The sequence below is a fragment of the Aliidiomarina quisquiliarum genome, assembly GCF_023922585.1.
GTDB classification, from domain to species: Bacteria; Pseudomonadota; Gammaproteobacteria; order Enterobacterales; family Alteromonadaceae; genus Aliidiomarina; species Aliidiomarina quisquiliarum.
In genome coordinates this window covers 55,812-71,890 of record NZ_JAMFTN010000017.1, presented here as the reverse complement: position 1 = coordinate 71,890, position 16,079 = coordinate 55,812, and the positions used below count along the sequence as shown (strand labels likewise).

The window sequence follows — 16,079 nt, the reverse complement described above, 5'->3', positions numbered from 1 at the left end:
CTCCTAAATCAGAGGGTATGATAATATCATACCACTTGTTTATAGCAGTTCAATGTCGAACAGAAAGCAAAAAATCGACACACCCTATGAATGTGTCGATTTCATTAACATGCCTACAACGTGCGTTGTGCTTACATTCAGCTAGAGCTCAGGCTCGGGTACGCGCACCCAACCTTCCATCAATATCCGCGCGCTGCGGCTCATAATGGCTTTTTCCACCACCCAGTTACCTTCAACCAGCTTGGCTTCTGCGCCAACCCGTAAGGTGCCTGAAGGGTGACCAAAGTTTACCATGCTGCGTTCACCACCCCCTGCGGCTAAGTTGACCAAGGTACCTGGAATGGCGGCAGCGGTGCCAATAGCAACGGCGGCTGTGCCCATCATGGCGTGGTGTAACTTACCCATGGAAAGTGCGCGCACGAGCAAGTCGATATCACTTGCTTGCACTGCTTTACCACTCGACGAGGTATAACTTGCCGGTGGTGCAACAAAGGCTATTTTTGGCGTATGTTGGCGTGCTTCAGCTTCTTTAATGTCGCTGATAAGGCCCATTTTTACTGCGCCATAGGCACGAATGGTTTCAAACATAGCCAGCGCTTTGGCGTCTTCATTAATGGCTTCTTGCAGCTCCGTTCCGGTGTAACCAATGTCGGCCGCATTAACAAAAATAGTCGGAATGCCGGCATTAATCAGCGTGGCTTTAAAGGTGCCTACCCCAGGAACTTCAAGGTCGTCTACTAAGTTACCGGTAGGGAACATGGCGCCTTCACCGTCGGCTGGGTCCACAAACTCAATGGGGACTTCGGCGGCGGGAAAGGTTACCCCGTCGAGTTCAAAGTCACCGGTTTCTTGCACCTGGCCATTGGTAATAGGTACATGGGCAATAATGGTTTTTTGAATATTAGCCTGCCAAATACGTACCACAGCGGTGCCATGTTCTGGTACACGTCGAAGGTCAATTAAGCCCGCCGCCACAGCAAAAGAGCCAACGGCAGAGGTTAAATTGCCGCAGTTACCACTCCAATCAATAAAGGGTTTGTCGATGGCTACTTGGCCAAACAGATAATCAACGTCGTGATCTGGCTGGCTGCTTTTCGACATAATCACCACTTTACTGGTACTTGAGGTGGCGCCGCCCATACCGTCGGTATGTTTACCGTATGGATCTGGGCTACCCACCACCCGCAGCAGTAATGCATCGCGGGCAGCGCCAGGTTGTTGCGCATTTTCAGGCAAATCATTTAAGCGAAAGAATACGCCTTTACTGGTACCGCCACGCATATAGGTGGCGGGTATTTTAAGTTGTGGTTTATGTATCATATATGTCCTTTCACCACTTATACCTGGCCTTCTAAGAAGTCTTGTGCGAAGCGTTGTAAAACACCGCCGGCATTATAAATACTCACTTCTTCAGCCGTGTCTAAGCGGCACTTCACTGGCACTTCAACCACTTCACCGTTAGTACGGTTAATCACTAAGGTTAAGGTGTTGCCGGCATCTGGCGTGCCTTTAATATCAAAGGTTTCAGTACCGTCAATCGCTAAGGTTTTACGCGTGGTGCCGGGTTCAAATTCAACAGGCAGCACCCCCATACCAAGCAGGTTGGTGCGGTGAATACGCTCAAAGCCTTCTGCAGCTATCACTTCAACACCGGCTAAGCGTACACCTTTGGCGGCCCAGTCGCGGGAAGAGCCCTGGCCATAGTCAGCGCCCGCTACAATAATCAGTGGCTGCTTGGCTTCCATGTAGTGCTCAATGGCTTCCCACATGCGTACTACATTACCGGCAGGCTCAATACGTGCTAAAGATCCTTGCTTCACGTTACCCGCTTCGTCGAGCACCATTTCATTAAATAGTTTCGGGTTAGCAAAGGTGGCGCGCTGCGCGGTTAAGTGGTCGCCACGGTGGGTAGCGTACGAGTTAAAGTCTTCTTCCGGTACACCCATTGAAGCAAGATATTCACCCGCGGCACTGTCGAGCATAATGGCGTTCGAAGGCGACAAATGGTCGGTGGTAATGTTGTCACCCAGCACAGCTAATGGGCGCATGCCTGTCATGGTGCGCTCACCCGCTAAAGCACCTTCCCAATACGGCGGGCGACGAATATAGGTGCTGTTTGGGCGCCAGTCGTACAAGGGGCTAATTTGCTCACCGTAATCAACCGACAAGTTGAACATGGGGTCGTACACGGTACGGAACTGTTCTGGCTTCACGCTTGCTTTCACAATGGCGTCGATTTCCGCGTCGTCTGGCCAAATGTCTTTCAAGGTAATTGGGTTACCGTCTTTATCGAAACCAAGGGCGTCTTTTTCAATATCAAACCGAATGGTGCCGGCAATGGCGTAAGCCACCACTAATGGCGGTGATGCCAAGAAAGCATTTTTTGCATAAGGGTGAATACGGCCGTCGAAGTTACGGTTCCCCGAAAGAACGGCAGTGGCGTATAAGTCACGCTCTATCAACTCTTTTTCAATGGCTGGGTCGAGTGCGCCACTCATACCGTTACAAGTAGTACAAGCATAGCCTACTAAGCCAAAACCTAATTGTTCAAGTTCTGGCATTAAACCAGCTTCTTCTAAGTACATGGTTACGGTTTTAGAGCCCGGCGCCAGCGAAGTTTTCACCCATGGCTTACGAGTTAAGCCTAACTTGTTAGCGTTGCGAGCAATTAAACCTGCGGCCACCATGTTGCGTGGGTTACTGGTATTGGTACAGCTAGTGATAGCAGCAATAATACAGGCGCCGTCGGGCATTAAGCCTTCTTCATTTTCAACCACACCTGAAATACCACGAGCAGCCAATTCCGACGAAGGTAATAACGCATGCGGGTTCGAAGGCCCTGCAAGGCTACGGGTTACTTTGGTCATGTCGAAAGTAAGTACGCGCTCGTACTCTGCACCTGTCATAGCGCTCGACCACAAGCCCGTATGCTTAGCGAACTTTTCAACTAAAGCAACCTGCTTGTCGTCACGACCGGTAAGCTTCAAATAATCAATGGTTTGGTCATCGATATAGAACATGGCCGCGGTGGCACCGTATTCTGGTGTCATGTTCGAAATAGTGGCACGGTCGCCAATGGTTAAGGCATCGGCGCCTTCACCATAAAACTCAAGGTAAGCACCTACAACTCGTTCGCGACGCAAGAACTCGGTAATTGACAGTACTAGGTCGGTACCGGTAATGCCTGGGTTTAGTTTCCCCTTTAGCTCTACACCGACAATGTCTGGCAAGCGCATATACGAGGCACGGCCCAGCATAACGCTTTCTGCTTCAAGGCCACCCACACCCACTGATATAACACCCAAGGCGTCAACCATTGGCGTGTGGCTGTCGGTACCTACACAGGTGTCTGGGTAAGCGACGTTGTTTTGCACTTGCACCACCGGCGACATTTTCTCCAAGTTAATTTGGTGCATAATGCCGTTGCCTGGTGGAATCACGTCAACGTTTTTAAAGGCCGTTTTAATCCAATTAATAAAGTGAAAACGGTCGTCGTTGCGGCGATCTTCAATAGCACGGTTCTTTTCAAAGGCGTCAGCTTCAAAACCTGCATGCTCTACAGCCAGTGAGTGGTCAACAATAAGCTGCGTTGGTACCACTGGGTTTACTTTTGCAGGGTCGCCACCTTTTTCAGCAATCGCGTCGCGTAAGCCGGCTAAGTCGACAAAGGCGGTTTGCCCCAAAATGTCATGGCACACAACACGTGCTGGGTACCATGGGAAATCCAGGTCGTTTTTTCGTTCTATAAACTGCTTCAAAAAGTCAGTTAACTCTTCTGGTTTAGCGCGGCGTAGTAACTGCTCTGCCAATATTTTCGACGTATACGGCAGCTTGTCATAAGCACCAGGTTGAATGTCTTCAATGGCTTGACGCGTATCGAAGTAGTCCAACGTGGTACCCGGTAGTTGGGTACGGTAGTTAGTATTCATTTTAACGATCACCTATGCTTGGAACTGGGCGTGGCTCAGGTCCAATGTAGTCTGCGCTTGGGCGAATAATACGGTTATTAGCACGCTGCTCTTTCACGTGCGCGGTCCAGCCGGTTACACGCGACATAACGAAAATTGGCGTGAATAACTTGGTTGGAATACCCATGTAGTGATACGCCGAAGCATGGAAAAAGTCGGCGTTCGGGAATAGTTTCTTTTCACGCCACATTACTTCTTCACAGCGTACCGACACGTCGTATAACAAGCTGTCGCCAAACTCTTCACTTAGCTTTTTCGACCAAGCTTTAATCACCGCATTACGTGGATCAAATTCGCTATACACCGCATGGCCAAAGCCCATAATCAGCTCTTTACGTGCCAGCATACCCATCATGATTTCTTCTGCGTTGTCTGGCGACGTCATATTCTCAATTAAGTCCATAGCAGCTTCGTTGGCGCCACCATGTAATGGGCCACGTAGCGAGCCAATGGCTGCCGTAACACATGAATGAATGTCTGAAAGTGTTGAAGCACAAACGCGGGCAGTAAAGGTAGAGGCGTTGAACTCGTGCTCTGCGTACAGAATGAGAGAGGTGTTCATTACGTCGATATGTAATTGCGACGGCTCTTTGTCGTGCAGCATACGTAAGAAGTGCGCGCCAATGGAATCGTCATCGGTTTCAGTTTCAATGCGCACGTTGTCGTGGCTAAAGCGGTACCAGTACAGCAACATACTTGGGAAGGCCGCTAACATGCGCTCAATTTTGCTATTGGCTTCACTGAAGTCTACTTCTGGCTCAATATTACCTAGAAATGAACAACCGGTACGCAGTACGTCCATTGGGTGGGCATCAGCTGGAATACGCTCAAGCACGTCTTTTAAAGCTTGCGGCAAGCCGCGCTTAGATTTTAAACGCGCTTTATAGTCAGCTAGTTGCTGGGTGTTTGGTAGTGCGCCTTCAGCAAGCAAGTAAGCCACTTCTTCAAAGGTAACTTTGTCGGCTAGTTCTGAAATGTCGTAACCACGATAGGTTAAGCCTGAACCGCTTTTACCAACCGTACATAAGGCTGTTTCGCCAGCTACTTGTCCGCGTAGTCCCGCGCCAGTTAATTTTTTACCAGTCATGTGTATCTCCTTAAATTCTTTTTATTTATCTGCTATTTATTAAATTACTTTTTTGTAAATAATTGATCGAGTTTTTCTTCAAACGCGTGGTAATTAAGGAAGTCGTACAGCTCCATGCGCGTTTGCATGCTGTCGATGGAATCTTTCTGGTCGCCTTTCTCAAGAATGTTTTGGTACACGTTTAAGGCCGCTTTGTTCATGGCACGAAACGCACTTAATGGATACAGCACCATGCCCACACCTACACCGGCTAACTCCGATTTATTAAACAAGGGCGTGGCACCAAACTCCGTAATGTTCGCTAACACAGGAACATTAAGTGCTTTGGTGAACGCTTCATACTGTTCTAAAGTATGTACCGCTTCAGCAAAAATAGCGTCGGCCCCAACTTCAGCACAGGCTTGTGCTCGTGCAATAGCGGCGTCTAAACCGTCTTGTTGTAACGCGTCGGTACGAGCCATAATTAAAAACTGGTCGTCGGTACGAGCATCAACGGCCGCTTTCACTCGGTCGACCATTTCTGCTTGGCTCACAATTTCTTTATTTGGGCGGTGGCCACAACGCTTTTGCGCTACCTGGTCTTCAATATGAAAACCTGCCGCGCCAGCCCGGGTCATTTCTTTTACTGTGCGGGCAATGTTAAAGGCACCGCCCCAACCGGTGTCGGCGTCGACCAACAGTGGTAAGTCGGTGGCACCGGTAATACGGCGAATGTCTTCACACACATCATTTAACGAGGTCATGCCTAGGTCTGGTAAACCAAAAGAGGCATTCGCTACGCCAGCACCTGATAAGTATAGTGCTTTGTGGCCAACTCGCTCGGCCATCATGGCCGTATACGCATTAATGGTACCAACAATTTGTAACGGCTTTTCGCTAGCAATGGCTTGGCGTAACTTAGCGCCGGCACTGATTAGTTGTGACATGTTAATTCCTCATTTTTTGCAGTTGTAATTCAATATTGTGGCGCGACGCACTAATGTGGCGCCGCATAAGTAAGTCGGCTAGTTCGCCATCGCGGTTGGCAATGGCGTTTAAAATGGCTTTATGCTCGTCGAAGGCACGCGACACGCGCGGCCCGTTCATACCCATTTGCACGCGGTACATACGCACTAGGTAATACAATTCGTCGCATAAAATATTGATCAAGTATTGGTTTTTACTACCTAGAATAATTCGGTAGTGAAAGTCGAGATCGCCCGCTTCCTGATAATAACTTTCGCCGTCGCGCACTCGCTGGGTAGCTAAGTGCTCGTCGAGCAAGCTTCTCATTTCTTCAATTTCGTTGTCCGACATGTGTTCAGCTGCAAGGCGGCACGCCAAGCCTTCAAGCTCTTCACGTAGTTGATATAGGGAAATAAGGCCTTCTATAGAAAGGTTAACTACTCGGGCACCAATATTAGGTAAGCGTTCAATTAAATGGCAACGCTCTAAGCGGGCAAGGGCTTCACGCAGTGGTGCACGGCTAACATTAAAACGGCGGGCTAAGTCGGGTTCACTTATTTTACTGCCAGGAGCCATTTCACCCGCCACAATAGCGCGCTGAATTTCAAACAACACGCGATCAGAAGCCGTAATGGCCGGCTTTAAGTTTGGACTCTGAGCAAATGTAGCTAACGCCATAATTGTCGACACCTTTGAAGCGAACACCCATATTAAAGCCTTATTATAGCACTTTCAACCTCAACCCCATCAACATTGTCGACACTCCTTAATAATGCTGGGGTCAGAAGCAACTTTCCAGCCGGTTTTAACGACTTTACTGGCCTGTAGCAGTTTGGTTCTGACCCCAACATTGCGTTAGATCAACATTGAACGGGGGTGGCTGCTTTAAAATAGGCCATGGTTATTTGTATTGGTTTCGATAAAAGGTAAGAAGTGTAATGACAACCCCTGAACTGCTTTCTCCCGCGGGTAGCTTAAAAGCTATGCGCCTAGCTTTTGCCTATGGTGCAGATGCGGTTTACGCTGGCCAACCTCGGTTTAGTTTACGGGTGCGTAACAACGAATTTAATCTTGAAACCTTAGCCCAAGGCATTAAAGAAGCCCACGCCTTAAATAAAAAGCTGTATGTGGTGTGCAACATTGCGCCCCATAACAGCAAGCTTAAAGGCTTTGTTGAGCTTATGGCCCCAGTGGTGGCAATGAACCCCGACGCATTGATTGTTTCCGACCCTGGGGTTATTTATCTATTACGCGAAAACTTCCCCAATATACCACTACACCTGTCGGTACAAGCCAACACCGTAAATTGGGCCGCAGTGAAGTTTTGGCACCAGCTTGGCATTGAACGGGTCATTCTTTCTCGCGAACTTGGTTTAGCTGAAATACGCGAAATTCGTGAACGTGTACCAGAAATGGAAATTGAAGTTTTTGTGCATGGCGCTTTATGCATGGCCTATTCAGGTCGCTGTTTGCTGTCGGGCTATTTTAATAAACGCGACCCAAACCAAGGCGCTTGTACCAATGCCTGCCGCTGGGAGTATAAAGTAACCCCAGCTACAGAAGACACCGTGGGCCAGCTTAACCCACTGCCATTAACCGACGCGGTAATGCTTGAAGAGCCACAGCGCCCTGGCGAATACATGCCCATGTTTGAAGACTTGCATGGCACTTACATTATGAACTCTAAAGACTTACGCGCCATTCAACATGTGCAAGAGCTCGCAGCTATGGGGGTGCACTCTCTAAAAATTGAAGGCCGTACCAAGTCGCCATATTACGTCGCTCGAACTGCACAGGTGTATCGCTGGGCTATCGACGACGCCGTTGCCGGACGCCCATTTAATGCTGAACACTTAACCGAGCTCGACGGCATGGCCAACCGCGGTTTTACCGAAGGTTTTTTACGCCGTCATATAAGCCCAGAGGAAATGCAAAACTACAACACCAGCCATAGCACCGGCCAACAGCAGCTAGTGGGCGAGCTCGTGGACATTCAACCCAATCAGAGCGGTGATTTTCTGGTGTTAGTAGACGTGAAAAACAGGTTTTTTACTGGCGACACGCTGGTGTTAATGACCCCAACGGGCAACACTAAGTTTCAGTTAGAAAGCATGCTCTGCAAAGACCACTTAGCTATTTCTGTAGCGCCCGGCTCAGGCCATAAGGTATGGATTCAACTACCACACCATTTAGCCTTAGGTGACGTTACCCAATGTATGCTCATTCGTGAAGAGCTAGTAAGCGCAGCGAATGAAGTGAACCCCATTCCTATTTACGAGGTGAAGTAATGGCTTTAGAAATTACAGAAGACTGCATTAACTGCGACTTATGCGTTCCTGAATGCCCGAACGACGCCATTACTATGGGCGCGGCCATATATGAAATTGATCCTGACCTATGCACCGAGTGCGAAGGGTTCTACGACGAGCCCCAATGTATTCCCGTGTGCCCGGTAGACTGTATTATTACTTTGGCTAGTTAATTAACTCGGCTGCTATTTCTAAGCTTCGAATACGGGCTTGGTGATCAAAGGCATGGCATGTGAGCATTACTTCGTTTACCGCGGTGGCTGCAATAAAGTTACGCAAATAAGCATGGGTTTGCTCTGGCGTACCCGTTGCCGTGTACTTCAGCGCATGGTTGGCTGCGGCTAAGGCTGAAGGGTCTACATGGCTTTCAATATTTTCCACTGGCGCTGTTAATGGCCCTGGGTTACCTTGGCGTAAGGCAATAAACTGTAGCTGCATCGAGCTTTTCATATATTTCGCTGCCGCTTCTGTGTCTGCTGCAAACACGTTCACCGCTGCCATGGTGTAGGGTTTGTCTAAGTACTTCGACGGCTTGAAATTCTGGTGATACGCCTGCAAGGCCACTTGCAAATAGTCTGGTGCAAAATGCGAAGCAAAGGCATAAGGCAAGCCCAAATGAGCCGCTAACTGCGCGCCAAATAAGCTCGAGCCTAAAATCCATACGGGTACTTTTGAACCTGCGCCTGGTACCGCTTGAATTTTTTGCCCTGGTTTAGGGTCGTCTAGGTACATCATTAGTTCTTGCACGTCTTGCGGAAAGCTTTCTGCACTTTCTGGTGCCCGGCGCAATGCGCGTAGCGTAGCCTGATCGGTGCCTGGCGCACGGCCTAAACCTAAATCAACTCGGCCCGGATACAAGGCTGCTAAAGTACCAAACTGCTCGGCGGTTATAAGTGGTGCATGGTTTGGCAACATAATGCCACCTGCGCCCACCCGAATGCTTTTAGTTTGGCTTGCAATATAACCAAGCGCAACGGCAGTGGCGGCACTAGCAATACCGGTCATATTATGATGTTCTGCCATCCAAAAACGGTGATAGCCAAAGCGCTCACAATGCTGCGCTAAGTCGCCCGAATTACGTAACGACTCACCTGCGGTACCACCTTCATTAATAGGTGCTAGGTCTAAAACGGAAAATTTAGTCATCATCTTTAACTCCTACGGCTACTAACTGCAGCGCATTTGTTGGTTCTGACCCCAGCTTTTAGGGTACATTAATAAAACGACCATAATAAAAACAACTCTAAGGTATCTGGTATGGCGGTAACAACAGCTGAAAATAATAACAAAAAACATTCTATAGCTATTATAGGCTCGGGCTTTGGTGGCTTGGGCATGGCCATTCAGCTGAAAAAAGCGGGCTTTACCAACTTCGTTATACTTGAAAAATCTACCCGTGTGGGCGGTACTTGGCGTGACAACACCTACCCGGGCGCAGCCTGCGACGTGCAATCGCACCTTTATTCCTATTCCTTTGAGCCCAAACATGATTGGACCCGCCGATTTAGCCCACAGGCCGAAATTCAAGCCTATATAGAACATTGCGTTGAAAAGTATCAACTGGCTGAGCACATACGCTTTGCAGCCGAAGTAACTCAGGCTACCTTTAATGATAGCGAGCTGCAATGGTTGGTCGAGCTTAGCAGCGGTGAAACCTTAATGGTTAGCAGCCTTATTACCGCCACCGGTCAGCTCAATCAACCTGCTTACCCAAATATTCCAGGGCTAGACACCTTTACTGGCACTATGTTTCATTCAGCCCGCTGGAACCACAACTACAACTTAACCGGTAAGCGTGTTGCCGTGGTGGGCACCGGCGCTTCGGCTATTCAATTCGTGCCTCAAATAGTGCCCTTAGTGAGCGAACTAAAACTGTTCCAGCGCTCAGGCGCTTGGGTTATTCCAAAACCCGACAAGGCCTTTACGCCATGGAAGCAATGGGCTTTCAAACATATACCCTTTGCTGATCGCGCCTACCGTGGCCTTATTTACTTAAAAAACGAAGCCCGCGGCTTGGCTTTTACTCGCTTTAGTTGGGTGCTTGGCTTTATTGCCTGGCGTGCTAAGCGCATGGCCGCACGCGACGTAACCGACCTGGCCAAGCGTAAGCAGTTAATTCCCACTTATAACATTGGCTGCAACCGCATTTTAATGGCCAACGACTGGTATAGCAGTGTTGATCAAGCCCATGTGGACTTGATTACCGACCCTATTACCGAAGTGCAAGGCAACACTGTGCACACAGAAAGTGGTAACAGCTACCAGGTCGACGCCATTATTTTTGGTACCGGCTTTAAGGCCACCGACTTTTTAGCCCCTATAACCATTACCGGCCGCAACGGCCAAAGCCTAAACCAAGCTTGGCAAGATGGTGCTGAAGCGTACAAAGGAATTTCGGTCGCTGGCTTCCCCAACTTGTTTATTTTATACGGCCCTAATACCAACCTGTCGCATAACTCCATTCTTTATATGTTGGAGTCGCAATTTAGCTATGTTTTAAGCTGTTTGAAAACCCTAAAGCAACGTGGTGCCGCTTGTATGGATGTTATTCCAGAGCGCCAAGCCGAGTTTGTCGACACACTCCAGAGCCGGCTTAATAAAAGTGTCTGGGCCTCGGGTTGCAGCTCTTGGTATACCACCGAAAACGGTAAAAACGTAGCCAACTGGTATGGCTTTACCTTCAGTTTTCGCCGTTTAACCAAACAGGTCAACCTAGCTGATTACAATTTTACCACCGCCAACAGTCGTTTTACCGCAGGGCCTGCAATTTTCATTTCCGGCGCCGCTACGGGTATTGGTCGCGCTACTGCCGAACTGTTTCTGCAACATGGTTGGTGGGTGGGTGCTTTTGATATCAATGAAACAGCTCTGGCAGACTTTCAAGCAACCAATACCAGCGGCCGTTTAATAACCGGCCTGCTCGATGTCACCCAACCCGAACAGTGGCAAGGTGCTATGGGCCAGTTTATGGAAGTTACCGGCGGCAGGCTCGATGTACTTTTCAATAATGCCGGCGTGCTTTGCTCGGGCCCATTCATTGACACCCCGCTTGCTCAGCACCAACAGCTAATGAATATAAATGTGAATGGGCTTATGGCCGGCTGTCATACGGCTTTTCCATACTTACAAAACACGCCTGCCGCACGGGTTATCAATATGAGTTCAGCCAGCACGCTCTATGGGCAACCGTCGCTGGCCACCTATTCTGCCAGTAAATTTGCCGTGCGCGCCCTTACCGAAGCGCTTAATATTGAGTGGGAACAGCACAACATTAAAGTAATGGACATAATGCCGCTGTTTGTGCAAACCAATATGGTGAACAATATGAATGCCCAAAGCATAAAAACCTTGGGTGTACGCCTACAACCGGCGCATATTGCACAGCAAGTGTTGGCACTTACTACCTACAAAGGCACTAAGGTACATTGGCTTATTGGTACACAAACAAAATTATTGGCAATTGCCAGCAAGTTAACCCCTGCTTTTTTAAACCATTTAAGTAATAAATGGATTGCCGGAGAACGGCCATGAATAAAGGTCTGCTTAAAGGGCTCATTCGTGCTTTTCTCAAACCGGCATTTTCACCCTGCGTACCAGTAAAGTGGCGGCGTCGGTGGTTAAACCTAGCCAGCGCCAGCATGAGCCGCGCCCCAAAGGGTATAAAAAGCGAATGGCTAAAACTGAACGCTATTAACACCTTGGTTGCTTATGCCGCTGTTCCCAATGCTAATACAGCTAGCCAAGAGCATATTTTATACTTACACGGCGGTGGTTATGTCAGTGGCGGCGTAAAAACTCACGGTGCATTTATAAAACACCTAACGGCGGTAACCAAGGCGAACGTATGGATGCCCGATTATCGTTTAGCGCCAGAACACCCATACCCCGCCGCCTTGAACGATGCCGTAGCAGCCTACGAAGGCTTACTGGCTCATCTTGTTAGAACGCAGCCCACTAAAAATCAGCCTTCAATTAGCATTATGGGCGACTCGGCAGGCGGTGGCTTAGCCCTTGCTTGCGCATTGGCTTTACGCGATATAGGCCACGCTCCAAAAGCTCTAGTGCTGTTTTCGCCGTGGGTCGACTTAACCTGCAGCAACGAAAGTTATACCAGCAAAGCCGCTGCTGACCCCATGTTAAACCCAGAAGGGTTAAGGGCTTGCGCAGCATTTTATTGTGGCAACCAAGCTTTAAATCATCCTGGTTGTTCGCCGCTGTTTGCCAACTTAAACAATTTGCCGCCATTACTTATACAAGTGGGCAGCGAAGAGGTGCTATACGACGATGCCACCACGCTTGCTGATAAAGCCAAATTAACCAACACCGCAACAACGTTGCACGTATACGAAGGCATGTGGCATGTTTTTCAGTTACACGCAGCACAGTTACAAGAAAGCCGCGATGCTTTAAAGCAGGTCGCGGCATTTTTACAGCAAGCTAATAAAAAATAATATTTGCTGCTTTAAATACTATCAATGTAGGCAAACCGTGGCACAGTTTTGCCTTCTAGCTCGACACTTTCAACGAACATATTATAGGGCCGCACCCATAGCTCGCGGGCACCATACAAAGGCCGATACAACACGAGCAACTCTTCGTTTTCTGAATGGCGCGCCGTGTCTATAACTTCGTACTCACTACCTTTGTAATGCCGGTAGCGGCCAGCTTTAATTTGCATAACATCCTCTTTCAACTTTTAGTTAGTATTATTAAACCACTTCTACCACTTCAGGGCTGCGCAGAAAATAGAATGCTAACAGTAAAACAGCCACCGGAAACACCACCACATTAAACACGCTGAAAATAACGCTTATTTGCAGTAGCGCCATAACAATAAGAAGCGCTGAAAAAATCTTTAATAGCGTGGCCGTATCATTTCCTCGGCGTAGCAACGACGCACCTAGCATAAGCGCGAAAACCGCATACACAAACAATAAGCCCAACCCTAAAAATGCTGCGTTTAACAAAATTATATCAATAGTTGCTGCGGCAAAACTTGCGCCAAAAAATGCTAAGAACACATCAAATAGCACTGTAGACAGAAATAAGCCCACCGATATTGCCATAAGCAATAAGGCTAGTCGTGCCGTGTCAAAGCTTACCGTGTTAGCAAGTGCACGACGTAAACTTACATACAAATATATTTCTAACACGCCAATAATAACGAATAGTAAATCGCTGGCATTTAACGTCTGTATATCGTTGCGGAATTGTTGCACGAAATCTGTAGTTTCTAAAAAACCACCCCCCCAGTACCAAGGGAACAACACCGCTAACAAAATAGCTGCAGCAGCAGGTAAAACGTAGGTGTTAGTTTGCATGTTAGTCTCCAATATATTCAAGAATATCACCTGGTTGACACTCTAAAACTTGGCAAATGGCAGCTAAGGTACTAAAGCGAATAGCCTTTACCTTGCCGTTTTTTAATAACGATAAGTTCGTCATCGACACCCCAACCTGTTCCGACAGTTCGGTTAACGACAACTTCTTTTTCGCCATTTCTACATCGAGATTAATTTGAATGTTCATGCGCACACCTTAATCGCTCACTTTATGTAAATCAATCATTATTTTATGACAAGCATAAAATAATGATTTGTTAATGCTAACATTAGTCCTTTCTTATATAGTGTTCACTGATTTTAAGTCACGCAACATTGAGAATATATAGAACATGAGCACTTACGCCCGCGAAAAGAAAAACGTAGCTATTCTTGTTACCAGTCAGCTGCTATTTATGATTGCCTCAATTACGGTAACTACCTTAAGTGGTGTTATTGGCCAACAGCTAAGCCCCGATCCGTCACTAGCAACCTTGCCTATATCGCTAATGATGATAGGTACCCTGTTGTCGACGTTACCTGCGTCGTTGTATATGAAGCGGGTCGGCCGCCGTCGGGGTTTTATTACCGGCGCTAGTTTAGGTGGTATAGGCGGTGCAAGTTTAAGTGTATTTGCTATCACTCAGGAGTCGTTTCTGCTGTTCTGTTTAGGCAATATGTTGATTGGTTTATACCAAGGCTTTGCTATGTATTACCGTTTTGCTGCGGCCGATGTCGCCAGTCCTGCGTTTCGTAGCCGCGCCATTTCTTTTGTGATGGCTGCAGGCTTAGTGGCTGCGTTTCTAGGGCCATGGAATGCCAGCAAAATGACCAACTTAATACCCAATATTCCGAATGCCGGCCCCTTCGTAATGATTGCGGTGTTTGCCGTGCTCGCTATTCTATTACTCAGCCAATTACGCGTACCACCAACCGGCGAACCACAACCGGGCGACACGGAACGGCCCATGAAATATATTGTGCGCCAACCCACCCTCTTGGTTGCCTTGTTGTCTGGCACTGTTGGTTACACGGTTATGGCGTTAGTTATGACCGCCACCCCGCTGGCCCTGCGAGCGCGTGGTTACGACATGGGTGAAGTGGCCTTTATTATTCAATGGCATGTGCTTGGCATGTTCGCACCTTCGTTTATAACCGGTGGGTTAATTAGTCGCTTTGGTGTCGACCGCATTATTTTAACCGGCACCTTGGTGTTTCTTGGCTCTATAGTGGTCGCGCTGATGGGTGAAACCTTAACCCACTTCTGGTTTAGCTTGGTACTACTGGGCATTGGCTGGAACTTTTTGTTTATTAGCGGCAGTGCCTTGGTGGCAACCACCCATACGGAATCAGAGCGCGGCAAGGTTCAAGGCATGAACGACTTGGTTATTTTTAGCTTTGTTGCGGCTGGCTCGCTTATGGCTGGCACCTTATTGCACACTCTCGGGTGGGCAAAACTAAACTTAGCCATGCTGCCAGCAATATTATTGGTGGGCATAGTTACCTGGTGGTGGCAGGCAAACCGCCGAATTAAAATATAAGTTAGTGTAATTGGCTAACAGTTAGTGTTTATTAACTATTAGCCTTTTCGCCTTTTAACATACCCATTTATTATCAACAGCTTACGATTTGGCACGAGCCTTGCTAATTTACTGCTAATCTTATGTGTAAATAACGAGGCTCGCATGAAAAATTCTTTAATAACCTTCGCCGCAGCATGCTTACTGTTCGTTGCTGGCCCTTCCTTTGCCACCACTAAATCCGTAAGTCACCAGCTTGATCTAAACGGCATTAGCCGCATTGAACTGTCACACTCGGTAGGCAATCTTCGCATTGAACGTTCTGATAGTCTTAGCAACGGCGTAGCAATGGGCCAGCTTACCGGCACTATAAAGGCCGGTAAAAAAGGTTGGTTTCGTGGTAGTGAAGACATAACCAATATCAACCTCGACCTTACCAACCGCGGCGACACATTACATATTGTGTTTGAACACGACAACGCGGAAGCCGACTACGTTTTAACCATACCAGCGGTTGCAAGCCTTAGTATAAAGCTTGGGGTTGGTAACTTAGTAGCCGCTTTAACAGCAGCATCTACCGAAATAAAAATTGGTGTGGGCAATGCCGAACTAACTACTGACCTTGCCAGCATAGGTGCTATTAACCTAGCCACGGGCGTGGGCGAAACAGGCATTACAGGAGTTCTTCAGCAACATACCGCCCGCGCTATTGTCACCTCTAAAACCCAGGCCACCGGCCCAGGTCATAACCTACTTAACGTTAAAGTAGGCGTTGGCAACGCCAGCCTCGAGTTAATCCACGAATAAACTAAACTCTGGTAAATTCTGGGGTCAGAACAGCTTTTCTCTAGTTCATTGCATATATAGCAAGGCTTACAGAGGGTTGGTTCTGACCCCATCATTAAGGCTTTCCACCGCTGATTGTTTGT

General features: G+C 48.0%; 14 protein-coding genes and 1 pseudogene. 6 read left to right on the top strand and 9 right to left on the bottom strand.

From position 1 onward, the window contains the following. Positions 1-141 precede the first annotated feature (141 nt). The 5 genes from prpF to M1L23_RS06005 are packed head-to-tail and all read right to left on the bottom strand — an operon-like array spanning position 142 to position 6,678. Positions 142-1,317, bottom strand: a complete 1,176-nt coding sequence (gene prpF, locus M1L23_RS06025) for a 2-methylaconitate cis-trans isomerase PrpF (protein ID WP_252626555.1) — start codon at positions 1,315-1,317, stop codon at positions 142-144. Positions 1,318-1,337: 20 nt separating this feature from the next. Next, positions 1,338-3,929: a Fe/S-dependent 2-methylisocitrate dehydratase AcnD gene (acnD, locus tag M1L23_RS06020; protein WP_252626296.1), complete on the bottom strand. Its 2,592-nt coding sequence runs from the start codon at positions 3,927-3,929 to the stop codon at positions 1,338-1,340. 1 nt (position 3,930) lies between these two features. Continuing rightward, positions 3,931-5,055 (bottom strand): bifunctional 2-methylcitrate synthase/citrate synthase, encoded by a 1,125-nt coding sequence (gene prpC, locus M1L23_RS06015; RefSeq protein WP_252626294.1) that lies wholly within the window; start codon positions 5,053-5,055, stop codon positions 3,931-3,933. Between the two features lie 44 nt (positions 5,056-5,099). Beyond that, positions 5,100-5,969: a methylisocitrate lyase gene (gene prpB / locus M1L23_RS06010; protein ID WP_420840632.1), complete on the bottom strand. Its 870-nt coding sequence runs from the start codon at positions 5,967-5,969 to the stop codon at positions 5,100-5,102. A gap of 13 nt (positions 5,970-5,982) precedes the next feature. Further along, a complete protein-coding gene (locus tag M1L23_RS06005; protein WP_252626290.1) occupies positions 5,983-6,678 on the bottom strand; it encodes a GntR family transcriptional regulator in 696 nt (231 codons plus the stop codon). Between the two features lie 260 nt (positions 6,679-6,938). Here M1L23_RS06005 and trhP point away from each other — a divergent pair, with 260 nt between their 5' ends. After that, on the top strand, positions 6,939-8,288 hold the full coding sequence (trhP, locus tag M1L23_RS06000; RefSeq protein WP_252626289.1) for a prephenate-dependent tRNA uridine(34) hydroxylase TrhP: 1,350 nt from the start codon (positions 6,939-6,941) through the stop codon (positions 8,286-8,288). Then, positions 8,288-8,464 (top strand): annotated as a pseudogene (locus tag M1L23_RS05995) (YfhL family 4Fe-4S dicluster ferredoxin); the annotation flags it as partial. The gene trhP and the pseudogene M1L23_RS05995, both read left to right, overlap by 1 nt. A 10-nt stretch (positions 8,465-8,474) precedes the next feature. On the opposite strand, the gene M1L23_RS05990 reads toward M1L23_RS05995, so the two are convergent. Beyond that, on the bottom strand, positions 8,475-9,455 hold the full coding sequence (locus M1L23_RS05990) for an LLM class flavin-dependent oxidoreductase (RefSeq protein WP_252626554.1): 981 nt from the start codon (positions 9,453-9,455) through the stop codon (positions 8,475-8,477). A gap of 111 nt (positions 9,456-9,566) precedes the next feature. Between M1L23_RS05990 and M1L23_RS05985 the strand changes: the two genes are divergently transcribed. Continuing rightward, complete coding sequence (locus M1L23_RS05985) at positions 9,567-11,840, top strand: SDR family oxidoreductase (RefSeq protein WP_252626281.1); 2,274 nt, start codon at positions 9,567-9,569, stop codon at positions 11,838-11,840. Next, positions 11,837-12,760, top strand: coding sequence for an alpha/beta hydrolase (locus M1L23_RS05980; RefSeq protein ID WP_252626280.1), 924 nt, complete (start codon positions 11,837-11,839; stop codon positions 12,758-12,760). Before M1L23_RS05985 ends, M1L23_RS05980 begins: the two co-directional genes overlap by 4 nt. Before the next feature lie 11 nt (positions 12,761-12,771). Here M1L23_RS05980 and M1L23_RS05975 read toward each other — a convergent pair whose 3' ends face one another. Genes M1L23_RS05975 through M1L23_RS05965 form a run of 3 tightly spaced genes read right to left on the bottom strand, consistent with a single transcriptional unit; the run spans position 12,772 to position 13,838 of the window. After that, positions 12,772-12,987 (bottom strand): DUF1653 domain-containing protein, encoded by a 216-nt coding sequence (locus M1L23_RS05975; RefSeq protein WP_252626278.1) that lies wholly within the window; start codon positions 12,985-12,987, stop codon positions 12,772-12,774. 31 nt (positions 12,988-13,018) lie between these two features. Beyond that, positions 13,019-13,630, bottom strand: a complete 612-nt coding sequence (locus tag M1L23_RS05970; RefSeq protein ID WP_252626277.1) for a hypothetical protein — start codon at positions 13,628-13,630, stop codon at positions 13,019-13,021. A gap of 1 nt (position 13,631) precedes the next feature. Then, positions 13,632-13,838, bottom strand: coding sequence for a helix-turn-helix domain-containing protein (locus tag M1L23_RS05965; protein ID WP_252626275.1), 207 nt, complete (start codon positions 13,836-13,838; stop codon positions 13,632-13,634). 145 nt (positions 13,839-13,983) lie between these two features. Here M1L23_RS05965 and M1L23_RS05960 point away from each other — a divergent pair, with 145 nt between their 5' ends. Further along, complete coding sequence (locus M1L23_RS05960) at positions 13,984-15,171, top strand: MFS transporter (RefSeq protein ID WP_252626274.1); 1,188 nt, start codon at positions 13,984-13,986, stop codon at positions 15,169-15,171. A 144-nt stretch (positions 15,172-15,315) separates the two neighbouring features. Beyond that, positions 15,316-15,957 carry a hypothetical protein gene (locus M1L23_RS05955; RefSeq protein ID WP_252626272.1) on the top strand — a complete coding sequence of 214 codons (642 nt, stop codon included), beginning with the start codon at positions 15,316-15,318 and terminating at the stop codon, positions 15,955-15,957. The last annotated feature ends 122 nt before the right edge of the window (positions 15,958-16,079 follow it).